This is a genomic window from Collinsella stercoris DSM 13279 (assembly GCF_020735465.1).
GTDB classification, from domain to species: Bacteria; Actinomycetota; Coriobacteriia; order Coriobacteriales; family Coriobacteriaceae; genus Collinsella; species Collinsella stercoris.
In genome coordinates, this window is record NZ_CP085935.1 from 1,009,145 (window position 1) to 1,031,668 (window position 22,524).

The window sequence follows — 22,524 nt, forward strand, 5'->3', positions numbered from 1 at the left end:
GGTTCCATGGGCTCTCTCCGATCTTCTCATTGCCCACGCCGCGGTTGCGCTTAATCAATGTATACGCTTCTCCCCCCGGTGCCACCGTGTCATGACGAGTCAGGCGCGTACCGCCATTCAGCCGTCCAAGCGGCATTGAAAAGGCGCCCTTGGAAATCCCCAAGGGCGCCTCGCCGTCATATAGATGCGCGTTCTCGCGCAAGATGGACCAGCTGCCTCTGAGCTACCGCTTGCGACGCGCCAGCCAGATTCCCAGGCCCGCAACAGCGACTCCCGCGATTGCGACGCCGACCGTCAGCACGAGGGAGGTATCGCCCGTCGAAGGCAGCTTCCCGCCGTCGACCGGACCGCCAGGTACGTGGGGCGAACCCGGATCGCCGGGTTCCTCAGGACTGTCATAGACGTTCTGGAACACGGGCGGCTCGCTCCACGAGGCAGTGGCGCTCAGGGCACCGCCGCCGTCGTCGGAGAGCGCCACGGTCACCGTGAACGCCCTGCCGTCATACACGACGTCGTCCTTGACAAAACCGCCCGTCGCACGCTGCTGCTCCGTGGCATCGGACCAGCGCACGCCATCCGCGTTCACGGCATCCGTGGGAACGACCTCGCGCACGGCGTATGCAAGCTCGCGCGCACGCGAGATGACCCCGTCCTGATCGACCCAAGCGGCATCCGCCAGGTCCTCAGCCGTATAACGCAGGGGCGTGAATGCGACGTTGCCGCGCTCGTCGTTCGAGACCGTCTGCAGGACCGTACCGTCCGCATCCACCAGCTCGAAGGAGAATTCACCATCCTCCAGCATGCGACCGCTCAGCATCTTGAATGCCATAAGCGGCACGGTGACGCCCACGGGGTCGTAGGCGTTCGCGAAGACCACCGCATCGACCTTGCTCCCGCTCTCGTCGAGAACCTCGTGCGTAGCGGAAAGCGTGCCGTCGCCGTTGTCGACGACCGACGTGCGCACCGTATACACAGCCTTATCGAACTCGATGCCGCCAACGTTCTCATCGACGACCTCGGCAAGGCGGTACGTGTGGACGCCCGGCTCCGTATAGGTGAGCGCCGGGAAAGCAATCCTGCCGTCCGCGCCGTTCGTCGCGGTCAGGACCTGCAAGTCCGCGCCCACTCCGTCATCGACGAGCTCGGTGAGCATGAAGGTGAAGGCGTCCTGCGCAAGCGGCTTGCCCGTGAGGTCCTTGGAGATCGAAATCTGGTCGGTCACGCTCGAGGACAGCTCGTCCACCGTGTAGGTATTGGTGAAGGTGAAGCTCGCGCCCTCGGCGGGGTCGCGCGTCACGGTGAGCCTGCCCGACCCGTCGTCCGTCACGGTGAAGGTCACCGTGCGCGAAGCGTCCTGGTCGTTGGTCACGCCCGACACCTCACCGGACTCCGTGATGGTGTAGGTGAAGGAGACCGTGCGCGGCTTCCCGCTGCGTGCAGTCGCCTCGCCGTCGGCAAGCGCCTCAAGGTCGGCGGCCTCGGGATGCTCCTGGGCCCATTTGCGGTTGAGGTCATCGAGCGTGAACGAGATCTTGCCAAAGTCGACCGAACCGTCCTTGCCGTTCGTGACCTCGGTGCGCTCAGGCATCGGCGCGCCGTCCTCACCCGAAACGGTGAAGGTGAACTTGCCGGTGATGTCCGCAGGCGCCAAGCCCTCGGCGTACGTCAGCACCTTGCGGCCCGCAAGCGCCATGGGCACCGGCTCGCCGCCGTTCGTGACGTAGGTGTTCTCAAACGAGTGGCCGTCCAACCCCTGCACCGTCGCGGCGAGCGTGCCGTCGCCCTTGTCCTCGACGCTCACCTCAAAGCTCAGGCTCTGGGTGGTCGCGGAGACGCCGTCGGGCAGACCGTCAACGATCTCGACGGCAGTGTAGCGCACGTGCCAGATGCCCTGGGCATCGCGCGTGGCGTACCCCTTATCGATGGCCTCGGCCAGCGCGTCGAGTGTGAACTCGATCGTGCCGAAGTCCACAGTTCCGTCGGCGGCGTTTTCAGCGTGCGCGATGACCTCGCTGCTGCCCGCCGCGCCGTCGCCCGTCCTCAGCTCAAAGGAGAACTCCCCTGCCTCGAGCGGGCGTCCGTGGAGCACCTTGCTCGTCGCGATCGAGACATCGCCCTGCGCCGCGTAGCTGTTCACGAAGGGCAGCACCACGGGCTCGACTTCCTCGGCCGCCTGGCCGCTCGTGTACACGTAGGTCTTCTCGCCCTCGGTGGCACCCGTCACGGTCGTGGTGACCGTCAGCGTGCCCGCACCGTCATCGGCGACGGAAATCGAAACGCCATAGACCGTCTGGTCGTTGGTGTACCCAGCATCACCGCCCGTGCTCTCGCGCACCTCGTAGGCGAAGGTCTTACCCGCGTCAGCCTGGGTGAACACGAGCCCGCCGGGAAGGCCGGCGAGTATATCGATGGAGTCGACCGCGCCGTCCTTCGCTGCGTGGGACGTAAAGACCCGCTCCGTCTGCCCCTCGGCAAAACCGAGCTTGCTTGCAGCGGCGGCGACCGCCTCGGCATCGACACCCTTCGCCTTCACCGTGAAGGCGAACTGGCCGTCTGTCATATCGCGCCCGTTGAGGACCTTGGTAATCTTGAGGCCGCCCAGCGCTGAGTAATCGACCGTGGACTCGTAGCGGTTCGTGAACACGGGGACGCCCTCGACCGGCTTGCCGTCCTTGAACACCGACACCGCGGGAACGAGCTCGCCGCTTGCGGCCTCGGTAACGTGCACCACAACATCGTAGACCGCATCGTCGAACGTCACGCCGTTCGCCTGCGGGGCCTCATGCACCTCGCGCAATGTGTACCGATGCACGCCCGGCTCGTCGAACGTCAAGTCCGAGAACCTCACGTTGCCCTCGGCGTCATTGCTCGAGACGAGCGGCTGACCGCCGTCGACCGGTGCGAGCACAAAGGAGAACTCACCCTCGGTAAGCGGATTCGGACGTCCCTCTAGCACCTTCTTGGCCATGAGGACCGTATCCGTCCGGCGCACCTTGTTGGTGAAGTACGCGCCATCCTCCTGCGGCCCATCCTGCAAGATGGGTCCGATCACAAAGACGTCGCCCACGCCGATGTCGAAGGCAGACACCGTGAAGCGGACCTCGCGGTTGCTGTACACGACGCCGTCCTTGACGAAGCCGCCGGCAGCCTTCTGCTCGTCCGTCGCGTTCTCATAGCGCACGCCCTCCGCGTTGACCGCGTCGGCGGGGACTTTCTCACGAAGGCGGTAGTCGTACCGTCCGCTCTGCTCGTACAGGACGTCCGGGCTCGTCGAAATCCCAAACAGCTTGAAGCCGTTCTCGTCCTGAGGCGACTCGGCATTCACCGGCGCGACAACGAGCGGCACGGAGACGAAGCCCTCATCACCCGGCTTGTAGTCATGTCCACCAGAGCTGAAGGACATCTGCTCGCAGGTGAACTCAAAGGAGTCCGCAGCGGACCAATCGCGCCCGACGAGACGCTTGGTGAAGCGGTCGAACTGGAGGGCGCCGGGCCTTGCCTTATATCTGTTCACAAAGGGCACCCGCGGTTTTTCGGCCTGGCCCTCTGCGGGGCTGTCGCTATCCCACGTTCCGATCAGCTCGGGCTCTGCCAGCTGATCGCCCGTGAGCGCGTCATGCGTGCGCTTGACCGTGGTCACGGTCTTCATGGTTCCGTCGCCCTTGTCCGCGGGCGTGATGGAGACCAGGAACTGCGAGCTGTCATAGGTCACGCCATCGGCCTGAACGCCGAGCGCCTCGCCGTCCTCATCCCATGCGGGTTCGACATTCTCCTTAACCCGATACGAATACGTCTTCCCTGTATCCGCCTGCGTGAACTTCAGGCCCTTGAGCTTCTCCATCAGGTGCGCCTTGCCCTCCGGAGCCTCCCCGACGGCGAAGATGCGCTCGAGCTGCTCCTCATCGGCGGGAAGGCCGCGGTCGAGCATCTTCTGCGCCGAGGCTGAGTTGACCGGTTCCAAGGTGAAGTCGAATTGCTTGGCCTCCAGGTCCTTGCCATACATGGTCTTGGCGACCTCGATGCCGGCGAAGGTCGTGCTCGCGCTGTAACGGTTCACGAAATCGAGCGTGATCACGCCGCTGGAATCAGTGTGCGTGCCCAGGTCGAGAGGAATGTTGACGATGGCACCCGAGCGATCGTACGTACGATAGAGTCTTGGAACGACCTTGAGCGTGCCATCGAGGTTGTCGGTCACGCGGTATTCAAGACGGTAAATCGAATTGTCCCAACCGCCAATGAGGCCGGGTATCTGCTCACCACCCCACAGGGGCGTAACCTCCTTGATGTAGTACGTATACGTGTGGCCCGCATGCGACTGGTCAAACTTAAGCTGGAGTTTGCCGTCCATAACGACGACCTTCTCGCCGCTCATCGCCGCAGGAGCGCTGAAGCTCTTGTCCGTCTCAGCCAGCAGCTTGCGAGACTCCTCATCGGCGCCCTCGATCGTGAACGAGAACTCCTTGTCCTTCATATCGCGGCCCTCAAGCGTCTTGGTGAGTCTGATGCCCGCCGTTGAGGCAGCGGCACGATACGTGTTATGGAACTCGACGCGGTCGGCACCGCCGGGCGTAGACTCAACCGGAGTCAGATGGTCGTCAGAACCCGTCCAAACGCCCTGCTCGTTCAGCCCCGTGACCTGGTAGTAGGTAATCGTCGCAACGAGCGCCTCTGTGCCACCAGTGCGCTTGATCGGGGAATCCTGGAGCATGAGGTTCACCCGCGCGACGAAGCGCGTCGAGTCATATGTCATGCCCTGCTTGGCAAAGCCGCCGGCAAGTTTCTGATCGGCCGTCGCGGCATCCCATCTCACCCCATCGGCGTTGACGGCATCATCGGGGATGACCTCGAACAGCTCGTAGTCGAAGCGACCGGTCCGCTTATCAGCACCGTTTAGATGCTGAAACGTGAACGTGGGTTGTCCGAAGGAGAGCATCGAGCCCTTGTTGTGCACCTCGATGTATCGAGATGCATCATCGCCCGCAGTGCCCTCGGGCATGGGAGCGTCAGCCGCATGGGCACCGGCGGGCCGCATGCGGAACGTGAACTCGCCCGCGCCCGAGCCGTCGACGGTGAAACCACGCCCATTGAGGACCTTCGTCGCCAACGGGCCGATCTGAACCTCATTCAGGGCGAAAACATTCTTAAAGAACGCGGTGTGAACGCCGTTCTGAGGCTTAACGGGTACCCCGGCTTCGTTATCGCCTTGTGGAACGCCGGCATCGTCAGCGAGCTTGCGCAGCCGAACGTCTGCGACGAGTTTGCCCGCCTTATCATCAGAGACGGTCACCACCACGCGATACGCGGCGTCGGAATACGACACGCCAGGGATGCGGTCGGCGGCATCCGGCGTCTTCTCGGCAAGCGCATACAGGTAGGTGCCCGGATGCTCGTAATGGATGGCGCCGAAGCTCTTGGCGTACCCCGCCTGCGCATCCTCGCGATTGATCACGATGGTCGACTGGAGGCGGTTGTTCTCATTGAGAGTCGCGTCATCAGGCATCGGCGTGCCCGGGTCGGTGTCCAGCACGAAGGTGAACGCCGGCTTCGCGTTGAACTCGAGATCCCACGCAGGCTTGCCCTCGGCGTTGACGAACTCCTTCTTAATCTGCCACGTTGCCGGGTCGAGCACGGCGGGCGCAGGCGTGTACGTGTTCTCGAACAGCACGCGGGATGTATCGCCCAGCTTGATCGCACCGGCGGCGGTTGTGGGTTTGCCCGCCCCATCGAGCGGCAGCGTCTGGGTAAAGCCCTCGGGCATCTGCTCCACGGGCTCGCTCACCGTATAGGTCGCCCCATCCGGCAAGCCGTACACGCGCATGACCTCACCGTGCTTGAGCGTATGGGTGCCGCCGCTCGCGATCTTGAAGTCGTCGCCGTGCTGCACGCCTTCGGCGCCGAACACGCGTGCGTCAAATTCCCCGGCGAGCGGCTTGCCATCCTTGTCCTTGAACTCGAAGACAAACGTGAAGTCCTTGTCCTTCCAATCGACGGGGCCGGTGAGCCCCTCGGGGATCACGACCTGCTTTTCCACCTCAAGCGAGGCGACACGATGGTTCGTCACGTGGATCACAATCGAGCCGGTGAAGAGATTGGTGATGTCCTTGGTCCCCAAGTCATCCCAGGTGCCGATACCGTGATTTTGATCGCACGACTCGGCGTCCTGCTTGACCGCAGCGCGGATAAAACCCTCATCGGTCGTGAATCGCGTACCGCTCTTGGGCTTATGCTTATTATTCCAGACGTATTCGTGCGTGGCGCTCTCGTCGGAATAGCGCAAGTACAGATCTTGCTGCTCGGCCTCAGGCGCGGGTTTTTCCCAACCGCCGATCCGATAGAACCCGGGCGTCTCGCTGTCATTCACCGTACCGACGCGAAGCTGCGCCACCACATCGTGGAGCGTCACCTCGACACCGTCGTTGCTGCCGTAGTGATTCATAGAATCGATGAGCGAGCCGATGCCGACGGAAACCGTGACGTCATCGTCGGCCACGCCGGCATCGGCATGCACGCCGTCAGCGTCCACGATCACGCGGATGGGGTCGACGGCGCCCGCATACCCCTTGGGCACTTCTTTCTCGACGACGTAATACGTATCCGCAAGCGGCGTGTCGTGCTTGACGATGCGCTCGAAATACGCCGTGCCATCGAGGTCGATCGAGGGGACGCCGACCATGTTCTTCGTCGTGCGCTCCATGTACGGAAGCTCGTTGGCCTTAGGCACCAGCTTGGCATCCGCCCCCTCGCCGACCATTTCCATCTGATCAGCGCGGAAAAGCTGGAAGGTGACACCGTTGATGGGGTTGCCCGCATCGTCGAGCTTCTGCACGGCAAGACCGTTAATCGTGTCGGTCACGTGCAGGGTCGCGTAGCTCTCGCGCTTGAAGTTGCCCTTCGCGCCCGTCGAATCCAGAAAATGCGCGTTGCCCTTCGTGATGGGATCGCGACCGCTCGCGATGAGCTTCTCCAGAGCGGTGCGATCCATATCCACCAAGTAGTACCCGATGGAGTAATCCGCATTTTGCGGCGTCGCCGTCATGAAGGGGTAATCGGTGGGATTGCCCGGCAGGTCGCCCAAGTCGACGCTCCATAGCTCGTCGTTCTTGGAAAAGACATGCACGTAGCCGTCGCGCATGAGCTGGTTGAGCTCCTCGACGCTCTTCATGTCCTTTTGCGCGACCTTCCAAGCGCCGTGCTCTCCGCCGACGGGATGCCAATCCTTCTTGCCCGGATGGCGCTTGAGCACCACGGCAAGCAGGGTATTCTCGTCTGAAACCTTATGCCTAGTCCCTTGAACGTCCGTGACGACGTTCTCTTCATTCACCACGGTCACCTGATTGGGGCGCGCGTACACGCCGGAGTCCCACTGGTTCTCGCACACCAAGAAGCCGTCTTGGCCGTCGCCGTGGCTCGGCATGTAGCGCAACCACGCCTCGGGGCTCGTGCGATAGCCCTCGGGCGCGGAGAGCTCCTTCAATATGTAGTAATCCTGGCCATTTTTGTTATGCGCCTCGGCGAAGTCATAGGGACGCTTTCCGTCGGGCGTCATGATGTTGATGTTGCCCGCCGCGTTCGTGGCGCCCTGCCAGATGGGCCTATCCTCCTTCTGGGTGTACTGCACGCTCTCGCCCTCGCCAATGCGCTCCGCGGCGTAAAGCGCGAACTGGGCACCCGGCACGGGGGCGCCGTATTGGTCGTCCTTGCGGATGGTGCTCTGCGCCACGCGCTGCAGGTTGAACATGAGCTTCATGTTGGAATCGGTGTTGCCGCGCTCGAGGTAGAAGAACTTGAGCGTGTGGTAGCTGCCGGGCAGGAAGGCGTTCGTGTCCTCCTTGAAGTACGCGGCGGCCTTTTCCTTGCCGAGGGCCTCCTCGAAGCACGCGCGCAGCGTGGTCTCCTTGCCGCCCCAGGTCGTATTGGGATTCTTGCGCGCGTCGCCGAGTTTGACCTCGCCGGTCTTGAAGTTGATGGAGAGCGACGCGGCTCCATGGACGCCGCCCAGGTCGCCCACGAGCACGCCGTCGATGAAGACCCACACGTCGTCGTCGCCCGAGAACTCGAACTTCATGTCCTTACCCGCCACCATGCCGCTCGCGGGCTGAGTGAAATCGGCAGTGAGGTCGAGTCCGAAATAGTGGTTCATCAGCGGATTCTTCGCGTCGATGTCCTTGGGAACCAGGGCACCGCTGGCACCCCTCTCAAACACCTCATTCTCGCTGGCAAAGGGGAAGAACTGGCCGAGCGTCTTGGAGCCCGTGTTGGCCTTCACACCCGGCTGCTTGTAGAGGTCAAACTTGTTCTGCTCCGCGTTGTAGATGGCGAAGTTCTTGGTGCAGTCATACGTGTAATAGCCGTTGCTGTACTGCACGAGGCCCTTGACGTCACGATGGGTTCGCTTGCCGGGCACGGACGCATCGTTGAAGAGATACGCGAGGGACTGTTCCTCTGTTGTGAACCCACCCTTGGACTGGTAGATGTTCCCAGCCTTGAGCACGGGGTAGCCATCCTGCCCGAGGGTCGGCTGGACGATGCCGAAGTAGGGCTTGCCGCTCGTGCCCGTCCATGCGTTGATGGAGTTCGATGTGGGTCTCTCATACCTGCCCGCGTCGCTGAAGCGCAACTCGTGCCCTTGGTTGATCCCGACATCCCGCCAGTTGCTCGGATCATTGTTGTCCGGGGTGTCCTCCGCGATGATCCAGTAGTCAAACAGGTTGATGGTCGCGTTCTCGGGCGATTTGATCCCCGTTACGAGGTTCTCGTCTGCCGGAGCCTGGCCGCCCGGGCCCTGCGTCGCGGCGAATGCGGCGGGCACGGAGGTCAAGGCGAGCGCCCCCATGAGGAGCGCGATGATGAGCGGGCGGCGTGCACGGCGCTGCGAGGTTGCGAAACGTGCGGCGCGGGTGCGGTTAGTAGTACGTTTGCACACGATATGTCCATTCGTGAACGTTTTGGTCACATATAGACTTAACTATAGCATCCCCCCCCCCGAATTTGCCCTCAGATTTTAGCAAATGCGCATCTCTGATCAGGGATCGGCAAGGCTTGAGTGTACGAGCCAACGAGGACCGGCTCTCCGCTTGGGCGAGCACCTCTTGGAACACACATCCTCCCTCGGAGAGCCCTCCTCACGGAGTGCCTCTCCTCCTTTGAGGGCTCCTCCTCAACATCGGCCTTCGCCCCGACCTACCCCATCCAAGGGCCCGTACCGCGAAAGTCAACTCTCGCGTGACCTTCGACTCCCGCTCGCCGTTCTCTGGGACAGCTTGGTACAATCGACATGAACGTATCGACCTGCATTGGATGGGACTCGCCTTGGAAGCCGCCACGGAAACGATGAAAGACCGCCTGCGCGTCATGCTCGGGAGCGAGCGGCTCGCCCGCCTCGAGGACGCGCGTGTGCTCGTGCTCGGCTGCGGCGGCGTGGGATCGAGCTGCATCGAGGCGCTCGCCCGCGGCGGCATCGGCACCCTCATCATCGTCGACAAGGACGCGGTAGCCCCCTCCAACATCAACCGCCAGGCCGTCGCCTTTGAGAGCACCGTGGGCCGCCGCAAAATCGACGTCATGGCGGGCATGATCGCCGACATCAACCCCGACTGCCGCGTGTTCGCGCACGATGCGTTCGTCCTCGCCGAGAACCTGGTCGCGCTCTACGAAACCTGCCTTGAGGAGGCGGGCGAGCACATCGATTATGTGGTCGACGCCATCGACACCGTGTCAACCAAACTTGCGCTCGCAGCGCTTGCCCAAGAGCGAGGTTTCGAACTCATCAGTTCGATGGGCGGGGCCAAGAAGATCCATCCCGAGTGTCTGCGCATCGCCGACGTACACAAAACCGTGAACTGCTCGCTCGCGCGCATCATGCGCAAGGAGTGCCGCAAGCGCGGCATCCGCCACCTGCGCGTGCTCTATTCCTGCGAGGAGCCGGTGCGCATCGCCGCCGCCCCGGGTGCCGCGCGCTCAGAACGCTCCGACCTGGGGACCGCGAGCTTCATGCCGCCCATCATGGGGCAGATGATCGCAGGCGAGGTGTTGCGCCACATTTCCGGCCTCGGGGCGGGAGACGACGTGTCCGCGGCGCTCGCCATGCACGACGCCGCGCAGCGCGGTGCGCTGGCCGGCAAGCGCGGCGGCCGCGTATGAAAGAAGTGCAGGACGCTGCCGTCGAAACCGGAAACCGCGTGGCAAACGACTCATCCTCTCACCTTCGCCTCGTCGACATGCACCGTCATTTGGATCGCATAGAAAACTGCCCTGATGTTGCCGGGGAGGCCGCCGAGCGCGGAGTCGCGATATTTTGCACAACAGTCACGCCCTACGATGCTCTGCGCGCAGAGGAGCTCTTCGCCTGCTGCGACAACGTGCGTGTGGGAATTGGACTCCATCCATGGTGGGTGGGCAGCGCAGCCCAAGGGAGCGATGCGGACCCGGAGCGACTCATTGAGCACACGGCTACCATGGCCGCGCAAAATGACTACATTGGAGAAATCGGACTCGACCTCTCCCCTGCACATGCGCACAACGCCACCGCGCAAGTTGCTGCGTTCGAGCGGATTGCCCGCTCGTGCGCCGAGCACCCGCGAAGTGAACGCGTCATCTCCCTGCACGCCGTACGCTCGACGGACAAAGCACTCGACGTCCTGGAACGGTATGACCTGCCTCGCCAGACGGCTTGTATATTCCAATGGTTCTCCGGCACCGCGGATGACCTCGCGCGACTGCGCCGCCTCGGGTGCTACATCTCCGTCAACGAGCGCATGCTCGCCACGCGGCGCGGACGCGAATACGCGCGGCAGATACCCGCTGAGCGCCTTTTGCTGGAAACCGACGCCCCCGAGCAATTAGACACGCCTTACACCGCGGTCAAAATCGAGGCTTCGCTCGCGCACGCGCTGCACAAACTCGCCATCCTCCGCGGCACCGATGAGCATGAGCTCGGCTGCCTGATTTTGCGCACAAGCTCCCAGCTCATCAACTTGTAGCGAATTGGAAAATCTAAGCAAATCGGGCAAATCCATCGTCTCGACGAGCTTTGGACCGCATTTCAAAGAACCTCGTAGCATGTAATATCGCGGCGATGGTCAAAATACCCTGTTTGTGCGCCGAACCGCTGTCGAATCGCTGGATGTATATTTTCTCGAGCGTCGGTTTCCTGCGCTTTTACCGATGAGAGCTCTGCACGACCATCAACCGCAGCTATAGCAAAGCTGGACGACCTTCTCCATCCAGGGGTTTTATCAACTTGACCCAAGCCGTCCGGCGCACAAACAGGGTATTTTGACCACAACGGCAAAACCGTACGTTCCAAATACATGGTGGTGCGTTTTCCTATACATACTGAAGCTGGAATGGCTCGTTTTTATACAAACACCCAAATTGGGACCTCGGACAAAATCTCGGACCAAGAGCGGTCCAGGAGGGAGTCCGATGTACACGAAGGAGGAGCGCGAGGGGATACTCTGGGAGTTCCGCCAAAGCGGCCTGAGCGTCCCGGAGGCGCGCCGGCGACTGCCCCTTTCCCCGACCCGCGCGAACCTGTATCGTTGGCTGAGGATGGAGGAGGCGGGCGAGCTCGCCGCGACCGAGATGCCGGACCGGGCCGCGCGCATGCACTGCGCGCACGGCGAGGGCAGCGCCAGGTTCGCGGCGCGCTCCCGCCGCGTTCGGGGGGAGGCCGAGGTGGAGGGCCCGGAGCAGGCCGACCCCCCTCAGCCCGCCTGGGGATGCGTGCGACAAGCCTCGAAACTTCCGCATCATGCGGATGCCGGACGGGTGTGCTACCATCCCGGCAAACACGAAGTCGAAGGGACGGGTCCATGGCGAGAGAACAGCAGCAGCCTCCTCATCCGCAGGAACAGGCATCCGAGGACTCCCTCGGCGAAAGTGCTACCTCCCGACTCGAGCTCGTGTGGGGCGCCCCCGGGCTCGCGCGCCTCGCCGCCTCGACCGTCATGGTGCTCGACTGCGGGGGCGTGGGCTCCAACTGCATCGAAGCGCTCGCACGCGGGGGCGTGGGGCACCTCATCCTCGTGGACGGCGACGTGGTGGCGTCCTCCAACATCAACCGGCAGGCGATCGCCTTTCCCGCGACCGTCGGCCGCCGCAAGGTGGAGGTCATGGCAGAGATGATCCGCGCCATCAACCCCGCGGCCGAGATTGCAACCTTCGACCGCTTCGTGTGCGCCGAGGATGCCGAGCCCCTCTTCTCCGAGGCGCTCCGAGCAGCGGGCGGACGCATCGACTTCGTCGTCGACGCCATCGACACCGTCTCGACCAAACTGGCCATTGCCGAGCGGGCCCAGCGCACGGCGATGCCGCTCGTCGCCAGCATGGGCGGGGCCAACAAGCTCGACCCCGAGAAGCTGCGCATCTGCGACATCTATGAGACCACGCACGACCCGCTCGCCCGCACGCTCGCCCGCATCATGCGCAAAGAGTGCCACAAGCGCGGCATTCGGCGCCTCACCGTGCTCTCGTCGTTTGAGGAGCCGCGCGCGCTTCCCGTGACGGGCGGCGGCGACGCCGTCCAAAACACGTCGCGGCCCTCGGCGCGACCCACCCTCGGCACCGCCTCCTACCTGCCTCCCATCATGGGGCAGATGATCGCCGGCCACGTTATCCGCACACTCGTACAGGACGTGTGAGCACCGTGGACTGGCGCCTCGTGGACATGCACTGCCATCTCGACCGTATGAGCAATGCGGAAGAGGTCGCGCGGGAGGCGGCGGGGCGCGGCATCGCCCTTTTCGACACCACCGTCACGCCCGCCGACGCGTGCGCCGCCCAAGACCTCCTTGGCTCCTTTGACAACGTGCGCGTGGGAACGGGCCTCCATCCCTGGTGGCTTGCCGACGGCAGGTGCGGCGCCTCGGATGCGGCGCGCGCTACAGAGCTTGCCGGCAAGAGCCCGTTCGTCGGCGAGGTCGGGCTCGACTTCGGCCGGCGCGGCGACGGCGCGCAGAAGCTTCAGACGGCCGCCTTTGAGGACATCTGCGGAGCCATTGCGCACCACCCGCTTCCCCACCGCGTCATCTCCATCCATGCCATCCGGGCAGTCTCGACAGCGCTCGATATCTTAGAGCGCACCGGAATCCTGGGAGAAGACGCGCGGCGCGACACCGCCGTGATCTTCCACTGGTTCAGCGGAACCTCGGACGAGCTCGCGCGCGCGAGACGTCTGGGCTGTCACTTCTCAGTAAACGAGCACATGCTCAAGAGCAAGCGCGGGCGCGAGTACGCAAGGCAGCTCCCCCGCGAGCGGCTGCTCCTCGAGACGGACGCCCCGCCGGGGCTCGATGCACCCTACAGCGCCGACGCGCTCGAGGCGTCTCTCACCCGGGTCCTCTCGGCCGTGGCGGGGGCCCGCAACGAGTGCCCGGAGGAGCTCGGCAGCGCCATCGCGGAAACGAGCACTGCCATGTTGGGGCTCGCCTAACACAGAATGCAGATAACGCGGCGCCGTGCGGCGAGCTCGCGCCTCAAATGGGCATCAAAAACCCAGCATCTCATGTAGCCAGGGCAAAAGCGGAAGATTATCGCAGCAAACGGGAGCCTCGCTCGCCGCTATACGCAGCGCCACGACAATACCGCGATTTGAACTTCGAACATCTTCGCGAGCGCACCGTCTACCCAAAAAGACGCGGGGCAACGTCCAGAATGTCGTCCACGCGGTCGAGAATGGCGTCCGCCGCGTCCTGCGAGAAGCCGAAACGGTCCTCGCGCTTGGCAAACACCGTGAGCCCCGCGCGCTTGCCCGCGGTGATGCCCGGCACCGAGTCCTCGATGCAGCAGCACGCCTCGGCCGGCAGCCCCAGCTTCTCGATAGTGTGCAGGTAGATCTCGGGGCTCGGCTTGCTCTCGGTAAAGTCCACCCCCGAGACGATGAGCTCGAACGCCTCCGAAAGCCCACAGGCGGCGAGCACCTCGCGGATATTCTCGAGCGGAGACGACGAGGCGAGCGCCACTCTGACCCCGCGGTCTTTGAAGCCGGCAACGGCCTCGAGCACCCCGGGGTTCAGCAGCGAGGCATAATCGCACGTCCGCTCGGCAACCCAATCGTTGTAGGCGCGCGCGACGTCATCGGTGCCAAACGCCTTGCCCGCCCGAGCGTACCAATCGACGAGCATGCGCACAAAGGCCTGTGTGGACTGACCGACCTGGGCGTTGAGCTCGTCATCGGTCACGTCGATGCCGAGGTCGTCCGCCAGGGCGCGCAGCTCGTCCCAGTAGTAGCGCTCGGAGTCAACGATGACGCCGTCCATGTCGAAGATGACGGCTTTGAAGGGGAAAGTCTCGCTCATGCGACGGTCCTTTCGTAGGACAGCGGAGGGTTTAGTGCCTGTAGGGTTGCGACAAGAGGGCGCTTCCTACCCCAAGATCTTCTCGAGGGCGAGCGCGATGCCGTCCTCGTTGTTAGAGGCCGTCACCATGTTGGCTGCCGCCTTGGTCTCATCGATGGCGTTTGCCATTGCCACGCCCATGCCGGCCCAGGCGATCATGGCGGCGTCGTTCTGCCCGTCGCCAAACGCCGCGACCTCCGCAGCATCGATGCCGAGCTTGGGCAGCGCCCCGGCGAGGGCATGCGCCTTGTTGATGCCGGGCGCCATGAACTCAAAGTAGAACGGCGCGGTGAACATGCCCGAGAGACGGTCGCGGAAGGGCGCGTACATCTCCTCGGCGTGAGCGGCGAGGTAGGTATCGGTACCCGCCGTCAAGATCTTGTCCTGCGGATGGTCGAGCACCTCCGCTAGGTCGCGCACCTCGCGGATGATGAGAGCGCAGGCATCGCGCTCGTACTTCACGATGTTCATCTGCTCGCCGCGGTAACCGATGTGGCAGCGGTAGGCGTCCTCCACATAAAGGTACTCCCCCTCCGTCACCCACGGGATGACGTCGAACTGGCGCAGGTGGTCGAGGAGCTCGCGCATGATGGCGGGCTCCATGGGCTGATCGAACAAGACGTCGCCCGTCATGGCATCCACCACATGCGCACCGTTGTAGGCGACGAGAAGCCCATGGTAGCGATCGAGCTCGAGCTCGCGGCCGAGCGCGCGCAACCCCTGCGCCGGGCGGCCCGAGGCGAGGATAAGGCGCACGCCGGCGCGCTCCGCCGCAAGGAGCGCCTCGCGCGTGCGCGGGGTCACGACCTTTTCATCGTTGGTGAGCGTGCCGTCGATGTCGAGCGCAATCGCCTTGATAGCCATGGGCGTCTCCTCTTCGCCGTGATTTCACACAGGCGCCATGGTACCACGTGGCTGTCAGCGATGGGTAAGAAGCTCGCCAAACTCCGGGCGAAGCACGTCATCGACGCGGTCAACGATGACATCAGCCGCATCCTGAACAAAGCCAAAGCGCGTCTCCCGGCGCGCAACCACCGTAAGGCCCGCCCGTTTTCCCGCTGTGATACCCGGTACCGAGTCCTCGATACAGCAGCATGCCTCGGCGGGCAACCCCAGTAGCTTCAGCGTGTGCAGGTAAATCGCGGGATTTGGCTTGCTCTCGGCAAGCTCTGCCCCCGACATGACAACCTCGAACGCATGGGCGAGACCGCATGCAGCCAGAACCTCTCGAATATTGGATCGAGGGGACGAAGAGGCGAGCGCAACGCGCACGTTACGCTCGCGGAGCCCGCTGATGGCTTCCCTGACGCCGGGAAACATCAGCGACCGATAATCGCACGGCACGCTACGCCGCCACAAACGATAGCGTCTCTTCGCCTCAGCGGAGGAAAGGCGCCCTTCCCCCGCACGCTCATACCACTCTACCAGCGTCTTGTCAAACATCTGTTGAGCGCCGCCGATGAGCCCTCGGAGCTCGGCGTCGCACACGTCTATTCCCTTCCATGTCACAAAGCGCCTAAGGACGTCCTGATAAAACGCCTCCGTATCGACAATCACACCGTCCATATCAAATATGACTGCCTGGAACGGAAATCCCATCTCTCTATCACCCGACCTTCCGCGCCTTCTGGGCGCATTGGAAGAACCGGTCACATCGTGAAGGTGTAGCGCGAACCGATGATGAACTGCTTGCCCACGTAGAGCGGTTTACCATGCTGGTCGTAATAATGCCCGAGCAGGTAGAACAACGGCTCCCCCAGCGGTACGTTCAGAAGCTTGGCGAGCCTCTCATCAGCTGTCACGATATTGAGCGACTGCGAACTGCTCCGCACGGCATGACGACCCGTGCGCCCCGCGATCAGATCGAAGAGCGAGACGTCGTCGAGCGACTCGGTCTCTAAGAACTCCAGTCCCTGCACGGCAAAAAGGTTTGACTCCACCATAAGGGGGGCGCCATCGGCCGTGCGAACGCGTTCGATCTCGAGGAGATCCCGCGTGCCGTCACCAAAAAACGTCCGCTCGCCCTCGGGAACCGCCGTGATGGAGCGGGAGAGTAGCACGGCGCCGGGAACCACCCCGTTAGCGCGGCACGACTCGGAAAAACCCATCACCTTTGTCCGTCGATCATCGCGAATCTTACGCGAGGGCTCGGTCTGGCAGACAAACGTCCCTTTTCCCTGACGCTTTGAGAGAAGACCCTCGTCCACCAAAAGCTCAATCGCCTTGCGCACCGTGATACGGCTCACCGAGTACAGCTGGCTGAGCTCGGGCTCCGGGGGGATTTTCTGTCCCACTCGATAGATGCCCCGCTCGATGGTTGCCCGTAAATCATTGGCAACCTGCTGATACAGCGGCGTCGATGAGTCCTCGAGCAGCTTTGCACTCATGCCGTCCCCTTCCCTTCAGCGACGTGCCGGCTCAATCGTTATATACATTATAGGATGACTTTGCATCCAAACATACGTATCAAAGGGACGGCGAGGCCATCGCTGCGATGAACCCCGCCGTCTCCGTTCATATTGATCGCGCCGAACGCTGCAAGTTCCGAGGGCTAGCCGAGCGCCCCGGTGAAGGCGCCGAGCACGCCGACGACCATCGTGATGACGATGAGCACCATGGGGCTGACCTTCTTGGTGAGCGCCCAGTAGTACAGGCCCAAAGCGATAAGGGCGAGCGTACCGGGCAAGATGCCATCGAGAACGCTCTGGATGGTCTGAACGCTCTCGCCCTGCCCGAACTCGATCGGAATGGAGACCGATGTCATCGTAACGGTCATTGCACCGATTACCATGACGCCGATGATACCCGCCGCATAAATGACCTTGTCCATAAGCCCGCTCTCCTGCGCCTTCGTCAGGAAGGAGACGCCGAGCTCATAGCCCTTGTGTGCACCGATAACACGCGTGAGGAATGTCGGGATGTTGTAGATGAGCAGAAACGCGATCGGGCCAAACGGGTTGCCGTTGACCGCGAGGCTGATACCCACGGCAGCAGCGATGACGCGGAGCGTCCCCAAGAAGAGCGAGTCGCCGATGCCGGAGAGAGGACCCATGAGAGCGGCCTTCACCTGGTTGATGGCCTCGGGCGCCATCTCGCCTTTCGCCACGCGCTCCTCCATCGAAGCCACCACGCCACCCACGAACGGGGCGAAATACATGGTGATGTTGAAGAACTCGAGGTGTCGCTGAAGAGCCTCGGCGTACCCCTTCGGGTCGTCTTTGTAGATCTTCTTCAGCAGCGGGTTGAGCATGAGGCAGAACGGGACGCTCATCTGCTTCGGGTAGTTCCAGGAGTACTCCATTCCCAGGGCACCCGGGTTCACCGCCATACGAGTGAGGTCCTGTTTTGTAATGTTACCTTGATAGGCATCTACCTGCTGGTTCAACTTAGAAGTCATCATCATCGCCTCCATCTACACCTGCAGCCGCCCCGGCAACCATCGGGCGCTCATCAAGGAAATCCAGCTTCTCGATAGCGATAACGACGGCGAAGATGGCGACAGCGAGAACGGAAAGGTTGAGGTAGGCCGCCAAAGCGAAGCCCGCGACAAAGAACGGGATGAGCTTCTTGTTGACGATCATGCGCATGAGCATCGCGAAGCCCATGGCCGGAAGGATGCCGGCGGCGATTCCCAGGCCATCGAACACAAACGACGGTACGGAGTTGAGGGCGGCGGTAACCGCATCGGATCCCAGGTAGAACGCGAAGAACGTCAGAGTAAAGGTCCAGATGGTCTTACCGAAGAGTCCGAGCAGCACATACGTGAGCTTGATTTTGCCATCATTGCCCTCTTCAGCACCCCGATCCGCCATGGGGAGAATGAGCGGAAGAATCGCATAGAAGACGTTCTTGATGCCAAGGGCGGCAAGACCGATGGGCATGGCGAGCGCATAAGCCGCCTCAAGCCCGGAGCCGGTGGAGATGGCAAAAGCGGTCGCGAGAACGCCGCCGGTAATGACATCCGGCGGAATATAGGCACCGACAGAAATGGCCCCCATGAACAGGAGCTCAAGGTTCGCTCCGATGATAAGACCCGTTTCAAGGTCACCCAGGACCAGGCCCACCAAGGGACCAAGCACGATGGGGCGTTGTATGTAACTGGTTCCCAGCGCGGTGTCGAGCGTGCCGAACGCCGCGACAAGACCGACCAGCAATGCCTGCATCAGCATAGCTTTCTCCTCTCTATGAATAAATCTCGATACGTTGGACAGAACAGAGATGCAGTAGGTGCGACCAGACACGGGGAGACGAGCGCGCCCGGTCGCGGGAGTGATGTCAGAGCAGGGTGATCGCGTTCGTCTTGGAGTCCGCCGCCATGGGACGGATCTCACATTCGACACCACGCGCGTCGAGCTCCCGGAGCATCTCGATCTCATCGGGCTCGAGGAAAATCTGACGGCTCACCTGCTTGGTGGTCGAGCTCTCCTTGGTGTTTCCGAGATTGATGCTTGTGATGGCAGGACAGCCATCTGCCAAGCGCTTGGCGTCGGCTATGGTCTGAACGACCACGATGAGCTTGTACTTGTCAGTCACGCCGCTGTTAATCGCCGAGATGGAATCTGCGATGTTCTTCATAACGAGTTTGCAGCCGGCGGGCTTGCCGAGCTTAAGCGTGGTCTTCCACACCGGATCGTTCACGACGGTGTCGCTCGCAACAAGAATGCAGTCCGCACCGATGCCGTTGACCCAAGAGACCGCGACCTGACCATGTAGCAAACGGTGATCGACGCGTACGAGTTTGATCATGTGGACCCTCCTTCCGTTTAGAACTCCTCATCCTCATTTGCAGCGGCGCAAAGCTCGTCGTTGCAATAACGGGGCTTGATATCGTCAGAGGCGATAACCGAGCGAATCAGCGCTGGGGTATCGGGCTCGGGAGAGAGAAACAGAGCGATGAGCATCGGCAGGTTCATGCCGGCGACAAGGTGGACACGCGGATGGGTGGGAAGCGCATTGAGAAACTCGTTGTTCACGCTACCACCAAAGATGTCGGTACACACCACGATATCAACGTCAGCGGGCTCGCGATTCAGGGCATCTTGGACCAGCGCATGGATGTCGTTTGCCCCATCGACAAAAGCGCATACCGTATGGATGCCCTCTTGGGCGCCGAAGACCAGCTCGAGGCTCTCGCGTATGCCCGCGGCAAAACGCCCGTGGGTGGCGAGGATGAAATGCCGCATGCCGGACACCTCCCCTACTCGCTAGTACGAGAACTGACGATAGTAGCGACGATACGCGAGGTTGTGCTTCGTCTCGGTCTCGTAGTGCTTGGACAGGCGCTCATGAAGGGTCGCCGCGGCAATCATCGGCGAGACCAGTGGGCGGAACTCCGGATCGAGGCCGTCGATAGCGAACTCGGCGGTATCGATGACCGCAAACTTGTCCGTGTACTCATGGCAGAACTTCTCGACGCGGTTGTCAAGCTCGCGGCACTCGTCCTCACCCTTGGTAAGGATCACAGGCACACCGGGCTCGACAAGCTCGAGAGTGCCATGGAAGAACTCGGCGGAGGTCACGGCGCGGGTGCGAATCCACTGCATCTCCTCCAGCACGCACATCGAGAACAGCACGTTCTCGCCCCAAAGAGCGCCCGAAGCGATGAAGATGGTGTAGGGCTCGTGCGCGAACTTGTGGGCGATCTCCTCGGCACGCGACTCGAACTTGATGCGAATGTCCACCAGGTCGTGGAAAATATTCTTGGTCTGCGCCATGAAATCATCGTAGCGGTCGAAGTCTCCGCGCAGGTTGAGCAAGCGGAGCGCGAACGCGTCGAACAAGAGATAGGTGAAGTCGCAGCGACCCGTTGCGACGGGAGCGGAGATAACCTTCGTTGCGAGCTGCCCGAGCGGGGTCTCCTTGCGGGTGAAGGCAACGACGCGGATGCCCTGCGCCACCAAGTTGTCGACCGCCTTGACGATCTCCTTGGTGTCACCGGACGCGGATGCGGTCACCACCAGAGAGTTCTTCTTGAGACGACGGTGTCCAAGCACGTTGAGCTCGGCAGCGTTCACCAAGTGAACCTCGACCTCAGAGTACTTGTTCATGAAGTAGCGCACCATGTCGAGCTCGTCGTAGGTACCGCCGATACCGAGCAGGAAGATGTTCTCATACCCCTCGGCGTTCACCTCGTCGGCGACTGCTTTGGCCTCGGCACAAGCCGCAACCGTGGCATCGCCGTCCTGCAGGTACTCCTCGATGTCGAACTTGGAAAGCTGGATGGTCTCGAGTTCTGCCATAGTGTTTCTCCCTTTGAAACAGACGTTATATGACGATATGCACTATAGCAGGAATTGATACAGAACGTCATATAACATCATATCCTCCGGTGAACGGTCGCTATTCGTCTGCGAACGTTATATATGGTCTTATAACATCGACGTATAATCTGTCTCCAAAACAAAGGGCGGCGCCACCGCAGTAGGTGGCGCCGCCCTTCAAGCACGTTGCGTGAGCTGCAAGCTTACTGGCGATGCGCGCGGTAGTACTCGATGAGCGCGCGCGTGGAGGCGTCCTGGGCGGCCAGGGCCTCGTCGTCGTGGAAGGCAGGCGTGATCTGCTTGGCGAGCTGCTTGCCCAGCTCGACGCCCCACTGGTCGTAGGAGTCGATGCCCCACACGGTACCCTGGACGAACGTGATGTGCTCGTACAGGGCGATGAGCTCGCCGAGGGCGAACGGCGTGAGGGTGTCACCGAAGATGGAGGTCGTCGGGCGGTTGCCGGTGAACACGCGGGCGGGGACGATCTCCTCGGGCGTGCCCTCGGCGCGGACCTCCTCGGCCGTCTTGCCAAAGGCGAGCGCCTTGGTCTGGGCGAGGAAATTGCCCAGGAAGAGCTCGTGCACGTCCTGGCCGTTATCCTGAGCCGGGTTGTGCGTGTTGGCGAACGCGATGAAGTCGGCGGGGACCATCACGTTGCCCTGGTGGATGAGCTGGTAGAAGGCGTGCTGGCCGTTCGTGCCGGGCTCGCCCCAGAAGACCTCGCCGGTGTGGCAGGTCACGGCGCTGCCGTCCCAACGGACCTGCTTGCCGTTGGACTCCATGGTGAGCTGCTGCAGATACGCCGGGAAACGATGCAGGTACTGGGTGTAGGGCAGCACGGCGTGCGTGTCGGCGCCGAAGAAGTTGACGTACCACACGTTCATGAGGCCCATGAGCGCGACGACGTTTTCCTCGAGCGGCGTGTTCTCAAAGTACTCGTCGATGGCGCGGAAGCCGGCGAGGAACTGCTGGAAGCGCTCGGGGCCGAGCACGATGATGAGCGACAGGCCCACGGCGGAGTCGACGGAGTAACGGCCGCCCACCCAGTTCCAGAAGCCGAAGGCGTTCTCGGGGTCGATGCCGAAGTCCGCGACCAGATCGAGCGCGGTGGACACGGCGACGAAGTGCTTAGCGATGGCCTCGGCGTTCTGCTCGTCGCTGCCGTCGATGGCGCCGGCGGCCTTGAGCTGCTCGAGCATCCAGGCCTTGACCTCGCGGGCGTTGGTGAGGGTCTCGAGGGTGGTGAACGTCTTGGAGACAATGATCACGAGCGTGGTCTCGGGGTCGAGCCCCTTGACCTTCTCGGCCATGTCGTTGGGGTCGATGTTGGAGATGTAGCGGCAGTCGATGCCCGCGTCGGCGTAGGGGCGCAGGGCCTCATAGGCCATGACGGGGCCCAGGTCGGAGCCGCCGATGCCGATGGACACCAGGTGCTCGATCTTCTTGCCGGTCACGCCGCGCCACTCGCCGGAGCGCACGCGCTCGGCAAAGGCGTACATGCGGTCGAGGACCTCGTGCACGTCGGCGACGACGTCCTGGCCGTCGACGATGAGCTGGCCCTTCTGCTCGGCAGGGCGGCGCAGGGCGGTGTGCAGCACGGCGCGGTCCTCGGTGGTGTTGATGTGCTCGCCCGCGAACATGGCCGCGCGGCGCTCCTCGACGCCGCAGGCGCGGCCGAGGTCGGCGAGGAGCTTGACCGTCTCATCGGTGATGAGGTTCTTGGAGAGGTCGAAGTGCAGGTCGCCCGCCTGGAAGGTGAGCTTGGACACGCGGTCGGGATCGGCGGCGAACCAGTCCTTCAAGCTGATGCCCTCAGCCTGCAATGCGTCGTAGTGGGCCTTGAGGGCCTCCCACGCGAGGGTCTTGGTTGCGTCAACGGGGGCAGAGACTGCCATGTGCGTCCTCCTTAGTGGTTGCATGCACGAATG

At 62.5% G+C, this 22,524-nt stretch carries 15 protein-coding genes; 4 read left to right on the plus strand and 11 right to left on the minus strand.

What is annotated here, in order from left to right; genetic code table 11:
* Nucleotides 1-223: 223 nt before the first annotated feature.
* A complete protein-coding gene (locus tag LK434_RS04360; RefSeq protein ID WP_227917861.1) occupies nt 224-8,923 on the minus strand; it encodes a Spy0128 family protein in 8,700 nt (2,899 codons plus the stop codon).
* Nucleotides 8,924-9,330: 407 nt separating this feature from the next.
* Here LK434_RS04360 and LK434_RS04365 point away from each other — a divergent pair, with 407 nt between their 5' ends.
* From LK434_RS04365 to LK434_RS04380, 4 genes are all read left to right on the plus strand, one after another.
* Nucleotides 9,331-10,140 (plus strand): tRNA threonylcarbamoyladenosine dehydratase, encoded by an 810-nt coding sequence (locus LK434_RS04365; protein ID WP_227917862.1) that lies wholly within the window; start codon nt 9,331-9,333, stop codon nt 10,138-10,140.
* Nucleotides 10,137-10,979: a TatD family hydrolase gene (locus LK434_RS04370; protein ID WP_006722163.1), complete on the plus strand. Its 843-nt coding sequence runs from the start codon at nt 10,137-10,139 to the stop codon at nt 10,977-10,979. The genes LK434_RS04365 and LK434_RS04370 overlap by 4 nt, the downstream gene beginning before the upstream one ends.
* An 834-nt stretch (nt 10,980-11,813) precedes the next feature.
* Nucleotides 11,814-12,641: a tRNA threonylcarbamoyladenosine dehydratase gene (locus LK434_RS04375; protein ID WP_006720501.1), complete on the plus strand. Its 828-nt coding sequence runs from the start codon at nt 11,814-11,816 to the stop codon at nt 12,639-12,641.
* A 5-nt stretch (nt 12,642-12,646) separates the two neighbouring features.
* Nucleotides 12,647-13,432, plus strand: coding sequence for a TatD family hydrolase (locus LK434_RS04380; RefSeq protein ID WP_227917863.1), 786 nt, complete (start codon nt 12,647-12,649; stop codon nt 13,430-13,432).
* A gap of 190 nt (nt 13,433-13,622) precedes the next feature.
* On the opposite strand, the gene LK434_RS04385 is transcribed toward LK434_RS04380, so the two are convergent.
* The 10 genes from LK434_RS04385 to pgi all read right to left on the minus strand — a co-directional run bounded on the left by LK434_RS04385 (nt 13,623) and on the right by pgi (nt 22,491).
* The gene (locus LK434_RS04385) at nt 13,623-14,297 is read right to left on the minus strand and encodes an HAD family hydrolase (RefSeq protein WP_006720498.1); all 675 of its coding nucleotides are present in this window, start codon (nt 14,295-14,297) and stop codon (nt 13,623-13,625) included.
* A gap of 66 nt (nt 14,298-14,363) precedes the next feature.
* On the minus strand, nt 14,364-15,200 hold the full coding sequence (locus tag LK434_RS04390) for a Cof-type HAD-IIB family hydrolase (protein WP_227917864.1): 837 nt from the start codon (nt 15,198-15,200) through the stop codon (nt 14,364-14,366).
* 54 nt (nt 15,201-15,254) lie between these two features.
* Nucleotides 15,255-15,935 (minus strand): HAD family hydrolase, encoded by a 681-nt coding sequence (locus tag LK434_RS04395; RefSeq protein ID WP_006720496.1) that lies wholly within the window; start codon nt 15,933-15,935, stop codon nt 15,255-15,257.
* A 50-nt stretch (nt 15,936-15,985) separates the two neighbouring features.
* Nucleotides 15,986-16,723 (minus strand): GntR family transcriptional regulator, encoded by a 738-nt coding sequence (locus LK434_RS04400; protein ID WP_006720495.1) that lies wholly within the window; start codon nt 16,721-16,723, stop codon nt 15,986-15,988.
* 164 nt (nt 16,724-16,887) lie between these two features.
* Entirely contained in the window at nt 16,888-17,739 is an 852-nt protein-coding gene (locus tag LK434_RS04405; RefSeq protein ID WP_148334502.1) for a PTS system mannose/fructose/sorbose family transporter subunit IID, read from the minus strand.
* The gene (locus LK434_RS04410; RefSeq protein ID WP_006720493.1) at nt 17,723-18,505 is read right to left on the minus strand and encodes a PTS mannose/fructose/sorbose/N-acetylgalactosamine transporter subunit IIC; all 783 of its coding nucleotides are present in this window, start codon (nt 18,503-18,505) and stop codon (nt 17,723-17,725) included. Before LK434_RS04410 ends, LK434_RS04405 begins: the two co-directional genes overlap by 17 nt.
* Nucleotides 18,506-18,611: 106 nt before the next feature.
* Entirely contained in the window at nt 18,612-19,082 is a 471-nt protein-coding gene (locus LK434_RS04415; RefSeq protein ID WP_006720492.1) for a PTS sugar transporter subunit IIB, read from the minus strand.
* 17 nt (nt 19,083-19,099) lie between these two features.
* Nucleotides 19,100-19,519, minus strand: a complete 420-nt coding sequence (locus LK434_RS04420) for a PTS sugar transporter subunit IIA (RefSeq protein ID WP_006720491.1) — start codon at nt 19,517-19,519, stop codon at nt 19,100-19,102.
* 21 nt (nt 19,520-19,540) lie between these two features.
* Nucleotides 19,541-20,575 carry an SIS domain-containing protein gene (locus tag LK434_RS04425; protein WP_006720490.1) on the minus strand — a complete coding sequence of 345 codons (1,035 nt, stop codon included), beginning with the start codon at nt 20,573-20,575 and terminating at the stop codon, nt 19,541-19,543.
* A 224-nt stretch (nt 20,576-20,799) separates the two neighbouring features.
* Entirely contained in the window at nt 20,800-22,491 is a 1,692-nt protein-coding gene (gene pgi, locus LK434_RS04430) for a glucose-6-phosphate isomerase (RefSeq protein ID WP_006720488.1), read from the minus strand.
* Nucleotides 22,492-22,524 lie beyond the last annotated feature (33 nt).

What these genes read in the sequence shown, in the direction of transcription:
- LK434_RS04385 (WP_006720498.1), bottom strand. Translation starts at nt 14,297, where the DNA reads ATGAGCGAGACTTTCCCCTTCAAAGCCGTCATCTTCGACATGGACGGC.
- LK434_RS04395 (WP_006720496.1), bottom strand. Translation starts at nt 15,935, where the DNA reads ATGGGATTTCCGTTCCAGGCAGTCATATTTGATATGGACGGTGTGATT.
- LK434_RS04405 (WP_148334502.1), bottom strand. Translation starts at nt 17,739, where the DNA reads ATGATGATGACTTCTAAGTTGAACCAGCAGGTAGATGCCTATCAAGGT.
- LK434_RS04390 (WP_227917864.1), bottom strand. Translation starts at nt 15,200, where the DNA reads ATGGCTATCAAGGCGATTGCGCTCGACATCGACGGCACGCTCACCAAC.
- LK434_RS04420 (WP_006720491.1), bottom strand. Translation starts at nt 19,519, where the DNA reads ATGCGGCATTTCATCCTCGCCACCCACGGGCGTTTTGCCGCGGGCATA.
- pgi (WP_006720488.1), bottom strand. Translation starts at nt 22,491, where the DNA reads ATGGCAGTCTCTGCCCCCGTTGACGCAACCAAGACCCTCGCGTGGGAG.
- LK434_RS04400 (WP_006720495.1), bottom strand. Translation starts at nt 16,723, where the DNA reads ATGAGTGCAAAGCTGCTCGAGGACTCATCGACGCCGCTGTATCAGCAG.
- LK434_RS04365 (WP_227917862.1), top strand. Translation starts at nt 9,331, where the DNA reads ATGAAAGACCGCCTGCGCGTCATGCTCGGGAGCGAGCGGCTCGCCCGC.
- LK434_RS04375 (WP_006720501.1), top strand. Translation starts at nt 11,814, where the DNA reads ATGGCGAGAGAACAGCAGCAGCCTCCTCATCCGCAGGAACAGGCATCC.
- LK434_RS04415 (WP_006720492.1), bottom strand. Translation starts at nt 19,082, where the DNA reads ATGATCAAACTCGTACGCGTCGATCACCGTTTGCTACATGGTCAGGTC.
- LK434_RS04370 (WP_006722163.1), top strand. Translation starts at nt 10,137, where the DNA reads ATGAAAGAAGTGCAGGACGCTGCCGTCGAAACCGGAAACCGCGTGGCA.
- LK434_RS04425 (WP_006720490.1), bottom strand. Translation starts at nt 20,575, where the DNA reads ATGGCAGAACTCGAGACCATCCAGCTTTCCAAGTTCGACATCGAGGAG.
- LK434_RS04410 (WP_006720493.1), bottom strand. Translation starts at nt 18,505, where the DNA reads ATGCTGATGCAGGCATTGCTGGTCGGTCTTGTCGCGGCGTTCGGCACG.